At 72.2% G+C, this 7,709-nt stretch carries 6 protein-coding genes; 1 reads left to right on the top strand and 5 read right to left on the bottom strand.

The window, feature by feature from the left end:
- Window positions 1-141 precede the first annotated feature (141 nt).
- A complete protein-coding gene (locus ABIA38_RS20010) occupies window positions 142-345 on the bottom strand; it encodes a hypothetical protein (RefSeq protein ID WP_424640052.1) in 204 nt (67 codons plus the stop codon).
- Between the two features lie 139 nt (window positions 346-484).
- Between ABIA38_RS20010 and ABIA38_RS20005 the strand changes: the two genes are divergently transcribed.
- Window positions 485-2,143 (top strand): MFS transporter, encoded by a 1,659-nt coding sequence (locus ABIA38_RS20005; RefSeq protein ID WP_424640051.1) that lies wholly within the window; start codon window positions 485-487, stop codon window positions 2,141-2,143.
- Between the two features lie 185 nt (window positions 2,144-2,328).
- Here ABIA38_RS20005 and ABIA38_RS20000 read toward each other — a convergent pair whose 3' ends face one another.
- From ABIA38_RS20000 to ABIA38_RS19985, 4 genes are all read right to left on the bottom strand, one after another.
- Window positions 2,329-2,817: a YcxB family protein gene (locus ABIA38_RS20000; protein ID WP_424640050.1), complete on the bottom strand. Its 489-nt coding sequence runs from the start codon at window positions 2,815-2,817 to the stop codon at window positions 2,329-2,331.
- A 109-nt stretch (window positions 2,818-2,926) separates the two neighbouring features.
- A complete protein-coding gene (locus tag ABIA38_RS19995; protein WP_424640049.1) occupies window positions 2,927-4,612 on the bottom strand; it encodes a PrsW family intramembrane metalloprotease in 1,686 nt (561 codons plus the stop codon).
- Between the two features lie 93 nt (window positions 4,613-4,705).
- Entirely contained in the window at window positions 4,706-5,452 is a 747-nt protein-coding gene (gene trmB / locus ABIA38_RS19990) for a tRNA (guanosine(46)-N7)-methyltransferase TrmB (protein WP_424640048.1), read from the bottom strand.
- 12 nt (window positions 5,453-5,464) lie between these two features.
- Window positions 5,465-7,702, bottom strand: a complete 2,238-nt coding sequence (locus ABIA38_RS19985) for an FGLLP motif-containing membrane protein (protein WP_424640047.1) — start codon at window positions 7,700-7,702, stop codon at window positions 5,465-5,467.
- Between the last annotated feature and the right edge of the window lie 7 nt (window positions 7,703-7,709).

The raw sequence follows: 7,709 nt of genomic DNA, 5'->3' as shown, positions 1-7,709 counted from the left end.
CCGCGCGCCGCGGGTGCGTGGGGCGCCGGGGGGGGGGGGGGGGGTTGTGTGGGTTCGGCGCCCCCGCCGGGGGGGGCGCCCCCCCCGGGGGGGGCCCCCCCCCCCGACCGTGTGTGTTCGAGATATCCGAGGTGTCCGAGCTCAGGGGACGACGCGCTCCACGGCGGCCGGACCGAACTCCTCCAGCTTGCGGCGGGCCTCCTCGACGTTCTTCCGGGTCAGGTCCTTGCCCTCGGCGAGTACCAGGTCCTCGGGGTCGACCGGTGTCTCGGCGCCGCTGCGCAGGTCCATCCGCGGCCGGTCACCCTCGGGGATCTCGCCCACGGGAATCCGCTCGTCACTCATGTGGTCGTCCTTCGTTCGGAGGTGGAATCGATGCCCCCGACCCCCTGCGACTACCCGTTGCGGTGATGGCGGGAACCCGGCGGCAAGTTTTTAGACAAGTGTCATAGACGATCGTCTTATACGCTTGTACAGTCCTGTCATGACCTCTTCCACGGCCAAGGCCGGCCGCAAGGAATGGATCGCGCTGACGGTCCTGCTCCTCCCGCTCCTGCTCGTGTCCATGGACATGGGCGTGTTGTACTTCGCCCTCCCGTTCATCAGCACGGAACTCGAACCGACCGCGCCGCAGCAGCTGTGGATGATGGACATCTACGGCTTCCTGCTGGCCGGCCTGCTGATCACGATGGGCGCGCTCGGCGACCGGATCGGTCGGCGCCGGCTGCTGCTGATCGGCGCCGCCGCGTTCGGCGCGGCGTCGGTGGCCGCGGCGTTCTCGACCAGCGCGGAGATGCTGATCGCCACCCGGGCGCTGCTCGGCGTGGCCGGCGCGACGCTGATGCCCTCGACGCTGGCGCTGGTCCGGAACATGTTCCACGATCCGGCCCAGCGGCGGATCGCGATCGGGGTGTGGACCGCCGCGCTGACCGCAGGTGCCACGCTCGGCCCGGTGGCCGGCGGGCTGCTGCTGAACCACTTCTGGTGGGGCTCGGCGTTCCTGCTCAACGTGCCCGCGATGGTGCTGCTGCTCGCGGTCGGGCCGTTCCTGCTCCCGGAGTTCAAGGACGCGGCGGCCGGCCGGCTCGACCTGATCAGCGCCGCGTTGTCCCTGGTGTCGGTGCTCGCGGTGATCTACGGGATCAAGGAGATCGCGGCCGAGGGCTTCGCGCCGCTGTATGTGGTCAGCGTCGTGGTCGGCTTGGCGGTCGGATACCTCTTCGTGCGGCGTCAGCGGATGTTGGTGGATCCGCTGATCGACCTGGCGTTGTTCCGCATCCGGGCGTACAGCGCGTCGATCGTGGTCAATGTGATCGCGAGCATCGCGCTGATGGGGTCCGCGCTGTTCAACACGCAGTACATGCAACTGGTGCTCGGCATGCGGCCGTTGACGGCGGCGTTGTGGTCGCTCGCGGTGCTGCCCGGGATCACCGTCGCGCTCACCGTGTCGGGTGTGCTGGCCAAGAAGGTCCGGCCCGGTTTCCTGATCTGCGGCGGGTTGTTCCTGGCCACGGTCGGCTTCGTGGTGATGAGCCGGGCCCGACCGGGTTCACCGCTCGCGCTGGTCCTGATCGGCGCCGGGCTGGTGGCGGCGGGCGTGCTGATCGCGACCACGCTGACCGCCGAGCTGATCCTGACCTCGGCGCCGCCGGAGCGGGCCGGTGCGGCGGGGGCCACGTCGGAGACCGGCAGCGAGTTGGGCGGGGCGCTGGGTATCGCGATCCTGGGTAGCGTCGCGGACGCGGTGTACGGCCGCGACATGCGGGCGGCGAGCTTCGACGGGGTGCCGGCGGACGCGGTACACGCCGCGAACGACACGCTGGCGGCGGCGAGTGCGACCGCCGAGCGGTTCCCCGGGGTGGGTGGTGAGCACCTCCTCGACACCGCTCGGGATGCGTTCACGCATGGCATGGAGTACGCCACCCTCGGCGGCGCGGTGGTCCTGGCGCTGGCGGCGGCGGTCGCGACGTGGCTGCTGCGTGGGGTGCCGGTGGCCGCGCCGGGCGAGGAAGAGATCGGCGCCGAGGTCGAGACCGAGGTCGACGCGGATGTCGAGGCGGACATGCACGCGGACGTGCACGCGGACGTCGAGGTCGATGCCTCGGCCATGATTGTCGAGCCTGTGCCGATTCGTGCCCGATGACGGATTTGTGGTCAATGCGGGAAATGCCGAATGAATGAAAGCCAATGATGCGCACGCAACCGGATAAATGTCCACGGTCGGGTCGAATCAGGATTGATTCTCATCATTTCGAGCAGATGTCGAGTCGCCGGGAAAGCCCTTTGCCCACAGGTTTTCCACAGGATGTGGATCTTCCTTGTGGAAGATCAGCGCGCTGCCCGGCTCCGGCTGTGGATAAACGTCTCCAGTTCGAGGTTTTCCGCAGTGGAAAAGACCCGGTCGGGAATCGTCATCGCCTGGGTGGGACCGAACTCGAAGATCCATTGGGTGTCCACTCGGCGGACCTTGCGGAAGGTGTCCCACGGGGTCTCGCTGCGACTGCCGCCGAGTGTGGTGACGAACTCCTCGTCGGTCAGCGTGACCTCGCACGGCACTCCGTGCATGTGCTTGTTCTGCCGGGCGGCCTGGATCGGTGCCCAGAACCGCAGCGCGAGCATCGCGAGGCCGAAGCCGACGAAGGCCAGCGGCCACAACACCGTTTCGCCGGCGAGCAGGGCCTTGGTCACCAGCACGACGCCGAGCACCGAGAGCACCGCGCCGAGGCCGAGCAGGCCGCGGAAGAGGCCGCGCCGGAAGGCCAGGACACCGTCCGCGATATCGGCCTCGGTCGGGACGTAGGTGGTCGAGATATGCACCCGGCCATGGTCGCACGCGAGCCGGTGGGGGCCGGTCGGGGCCGCGAGTATCGCGGTGTCCCGGCCACGACTCCCACGACTCCCACGACTTCCACGACTCCTACGACGCCTATGACTCCCAGGACTCCCATGGCTCCTTGGGCGGCGCGGTCTCGGCGGGCGGGGGTTGCGGGGAATCGCCGGGGCGGGCGTACCAGGCCGGTGGGCCCGGCGGGCCGCTCTGGGGCGGGACACCGGGCGCACCCTGAGCCGGCGGCGGGCCCCACGGGCCGGCGGGCGGTCCGGACCACGCGCCGTTGGCCGCGTGCCGGGGCGGACCCCACGGCGGCGGTGCGCCCCAGGGCAGCGGCGGGCCCTGGGCCGGGACCGGACCCCACGCGGGATGCGCGGCGGGCTGCCAACCCGGCGGCACCCATCCGGGCGGCGGCGGGCCGAACGCGCCCGGTCCGAACGCCCCCGGTCCGGGCGGCGGCCCCCAGCCGGCCGGCGCTCCGTACGGCACCATCCCCGGCGGCGCCCAGCCGGGCGGCGGCTTGACGTACCGCCACCTCGGGGACGGCATCGTGTGGTCGATGACCTGCCCGAGGGCCGGCTTGGCGGCCCACATCCGGTCCAGCAACTCCCGTTCCCGCTGCGGATACTCCGGCATCGGGCCGGAGCGCGACCGGGTCGCGCGCCGGCGCAGTTCGGCGAGCAGCGTGGCATCGGCCTGGTAGGCGCGCAGTCGGGCCACCCCCGTCGGGCCGAGGGTGCTCCGGGCGGTGCGCAGCGCGCGCGAGCGGTCGGCCATCGAGGACAGCAGCAGCGGCTCGTGCGGCCGGAACCAGCCCGCCGCGACATAGCCCGGCAACTCGTCCTCGACCGCGCGCAACTGGTCGCGGCGGACCACCACCGCGTACCAGATCAGTCCGCCCAGGATCGGCATCATCACCAGGAAGTACACGCCGAGGAAGGCCAGGCCCTGGGTGGCCGAGCCGTTCCAGGACGCGTGCAGCCCGATCGCGCACACGTACCCGCCGAGCGGCAGCAGGATCCGCGCGGCCTTGGTCCGGGCCAGGATGGACAGGCCGAACCCCAGCCCGATCATCGAGGTGAACAGGGGATGCGCGAACGGCGACATGATGCCGCGGGCGATGAACGTGCCCCACGTGGTGCCCAGCCCGTCGCCGTTGTCCTCGCTCGCCGCGAACTCGCGGCCGAAGTAGAGGATGTTCTCGGTGAACGCGAAGCCCGCCGCGCTGACCGCGGCCGGGATCAGCCCGTCCAGGACCCCCTTGAAGTTGCCGCGCACGGTCAGGAACAGCAGCAATACCGCGAGTCCCTTGACGCACTCCTCGACCACCGGCGCCACGATGGTCAAACCGAGCAGCTCGGCGTCCTCCTTGCCCTTGAGGTCCATCAGCTTGTCGAACGACCAGCTGTTCGCGAGCAGCGCGACCAACGCGCCCGCGCACGAACCCCACCCGAACGCGAACAGCAGGCTCTTCCACGGCAACGGCCGGACCCGGCCCAGCCAGACGATCGCGCTCACCACCAGCGGCGTCGGCACCAGCGCCAACAACGCGCCGACGAGCAGGCCCTGGGCACCGATCGAGTCGCCGAGCATGACCGCGATGGTGACCGCGCAGGCGAGCAGCGCGGTGACGAGCACGGTTATTCGCGCGGTCTGGTTCTCCACGACGCGGCGCACCCGCGACTTCCCCGCGGGCTCCGGCCGGTACAGGGCGAACTCGTACGCGGCTTGGTCCGGAGGGATGGGACCGGTCGGCGCGTCGGGTTCTTGCGATGCGTCCATATGGGGTGACGATAACGCCGCGTGCTGCCGCGGCGCCCCTCTCCTGGTCGGCTGTGACGCGGTCGGTATGGGTGTTCGCCCGGGGGCGACGGCTCAGCGGCGGCGGAAGAGCAGATCCGCGACCTCGTGGCCCTTGGCCAGGCCCTGTCGCTCGAACCGGGTGACCGGTCGCCAACTCGGTCTGGGGGCATAGCCGTCGACGGTGTTGACCAGCGCGGGCTCGGCGGAGAGCACCTCCAGCATCCACTCCGCGTAGGGCGCCCAGTCGGTCGCGCAGTGCAGCGTGCCGCCCGGGATCAGGCGCGACGCGGCGAGCGCCGCGAAGGCCGGCTGGATCAACCGTCGCTTGTGGTGGCGGGTCTTGGGCCACGGGTCGGAGAAGTAGACCCGGATGCCCGCCAGGCACGTGGGCGGCAACATGTCCCGGAGCAACTCGATCGCGTCCCCGTTGGCCACGCGTATGTTGGTCAGCCCGCGGTGCTCGGCGTCGTGCAGCAGGCTGCCCTGACCCGGGGTGTGCACATCGATCGCGAGTACGTTGGTGCCCGGATCGGCCTCGGCCATGATCGCGGTGGCCTCACCCATCCCGAAGCCCACCTCCAGGACCACCGGCCGGTCGTCGCCGAACAACTCGCCCAGGTCCAGCCGGCGGTCCGCCACGTCGAATCCCCACCGCTGCCACAACCGGTCCAGCGCGTCGCGCTGCGCCAGGGTGACCCGGCCCCGGCGCGGGGTGAAGCTGCGCACGGTGGCGAGATGGCGGACCGGCGCGGCGTCGCCGGCGGTGGTCGCGCCGGGCAGTGGGGTCACGGGAAGAGGGGTCACGGGAAGAGGGGACATAGGACCAGGATTTTACGTCGGTGGTCGCGAGCTACCGATCGTCGGGGGAACGCTCGGCCGCTGCGGCGGCCCGATCGGTGGCGCGGGTGCGCTCGGGCCGATTGGCGGCCCCCACCGCCCCGGTGGCGGCGGCGGAGCCGGCGGCGTGGCCGAGCGCAGTCGGAACACCGCCCAGAACGCGACCGACGCGAGGAGGAACGCGCCGAACCACCACGCCGCGTCGACGCACATCCGCCGGGTCGCACCGACGGCGACCCCGGTCGGGTCGACCAGGGTGAGCAGGAACAGGAACACCGCGACCGCGTACACCGCGGCCCAGCCCCACCTGCTCCAGCGCCAGAGCAGATGTCCGTCCAGGAAGCGGATCGGCAACAGCCCGAAGACCAGCCCGATCACCGCGCCGACGTAGGTCTGGGTGAGTACGTTCTCGGCCAGGACCCACCCGAAGGCTGGCGAATCCTGATCGGCCAACACCCGCTCGACCGGGATCCGCCACACCCACGCACTCGCCCCGAGCCCGGCCAGCGCCCACGCGCCCAGCGCGGTGGCCCGCCCCTCCTCGCGCGGGGACAACTGCCGCAACCCGGCGTGCGTGAAGGCGAGGAACAGGCCGTATACGTAACCCGGCACAAGATGCGCGGCCCGGGACAGTACGCCGAGCAGCAGCGCGACCACCAGGGCGCCGGGGATCAGGTGCGGGAAGGCGCGGATCCGGGAGAGCCGGCGGCGGTACGCCTCGGCCGGTCCGGAGTAGACAAGCACGGTGAGTGGGACCGCGATCAGCAGCGACAGGGCGAGCGCGTACGTGGCCGAGTCGAGGCCGAGTTCCGGCTCGACCGCGACCGTGCACAACACCGACAACACCAGGAACGCCACCACCTGCAGGCGCGGTGCGCGCGGCAGCGACCTCGGGCGACCGGCGCCCGGGCGCAGTCGGCGACGGATCCGGCCGCGGTTCTCCTCCACCGTCTTGTTGAACAGTTCGGCGGCGAAGCCCACCAGCGGCAGGGCCAGCACGGTGCCGGCGCCGGCCGCGGCCAGTGGCGCGGGGTGGTCGAGCAGGTTGCCGGGGGAGGGCAGGGCGAGGGCGGACTCGGCGCGGTCGGCGGCCCGCCGGGCCAGGGCCTGCGTCGGATGCGCGGCCGGCCGCACGGTGAGCGCGAAGCGCACGCTGCCGTCCAGCCGCTCGCTCGCACACGCGGCGGTCAGCTCGGCCGGCCCGTCGGCGAGCCCGTCGGGCAGGGTCAGCTCGGCGTCGATCCGGCCGTCGGGGCGGACCGGCAGCCGGGCCAGGATCTGCTCGCCGCGCCGGATCGCCAGTTCGGCCGGGCCGGCCTCGATCGGTGCCGCACATCCGGTGAAGCCGGCCCCGGTCGCCCGGACCCGGTCGCCGCCGGCGGCGTCGGTGCTGGACAGCGCGAAGGTGGGTGGGGCGAAGGTGAGTTCGGCGCTCAGTACGGTGTCGCCGTCGACCACGCCGAACCCGCTCGCCCCGGCGTAGCAGGACGCGGTGAGCCGGTGCGTGCCGCGCGTGGGGGTCTGCGGGAGGTGGACCCGCAGTGCCTGCGGGCCGCCCTGTCCGCCCTGTGGTTCGGCCGGGGCGTAGAACGTGGTGACGAAGCGGCCGTCCCAGTAGAGCGCGCCGTTGTGGGTGGCATTGGCGGGGCCGCAGCGCAGGTTCGTCCAGACGGTGACCAGGCGGTCGGGCGCCGCGTCGGCGGGCTCCACCACCAGGCGGCGGGCGGCCAGGTTCGCGGGCGGCGGGCCCGGTGCCGGGAAGCCGTTCGGGTTGCCGGGCTCGGTCGGCTCGTAGGAGAAGGGGGTCTGGGCCATCGCGGTGGAGAAGGTGTTCCCGGCCCGGTCCGTGCATAGCGTGCGGAAACCCTGGGTGCCGACATACAGCGGTGGGTCCATGGTGAAGCGGACGGCGAAACCGTGGTCCTGCGCGGCGTCGATCGGTACGTCGGCGGCGATCAACCGGTCCGCGCCGAGCACGTTCGTGCGCAGCCGCGAGTCGTAGGCGAGCAGGTCGACCCGGCCGGTCGGACAGCCGGTGTGCCCGGTGCCGCGGACGGTCACCACGTCGCCGGGATGCAGCGGTCCGCCGGGGGAGACCACCAGGCGGGCCCCCGGGGTTTCGGCGCGGGCGGGGCCGGCGGCGCCGAGCAGCGTGCCGAGCAGGACCGCGGCTACTGCGGCCACTGCGGCTGCTGCGGCGAACGCCCGGAGCACGGCGGATCTCACGGCCACGACACCT

Source organism: Embleya sp. AB8 (assembly GCF_049739465.1).
GTDB lineage: Bacteria > Actinomycetota > Actinomycetes > Streptomycetales > Streptomycetaceae > Embleya.
Note: the sequence above shows the minus strand (reverse complement) of the source record. Positions and strands in the feature narration are given on the sequence as shown.

Bases quoted from the DNA above. Each gene is read 5' to 3' on its own strand.
- trmB (WP_424640048.1), bottom strand. From the start codon at position 5,452: ATGTCCCCTCTTCCCGTGACCCCTCTTCCCGTGACCCCACTGCCCGGC.
- ABIA38_RS20005 (WP_424640051.1), top strand. From the start codon at position 485: ATGACCTCTTCCACGGCCAAGGCCGGCCGCAAGGAATGGATCGCGCTG.
- ABIA38_RS19995 (WP_424640049.1), bottom strand. From the start codon at position 4,612: ATGGACGCATCGCAAGAACCCGACGCGCCGACCGGTCCCATCCCTCCG.
- ABIA38_RS20010 (WP_424640052.1), bottom strand. From the start codon at position 345: ATGAGTGACGAGCGGATTCCCGTGGGCGAGATCCCCGAGGGTGACCGG.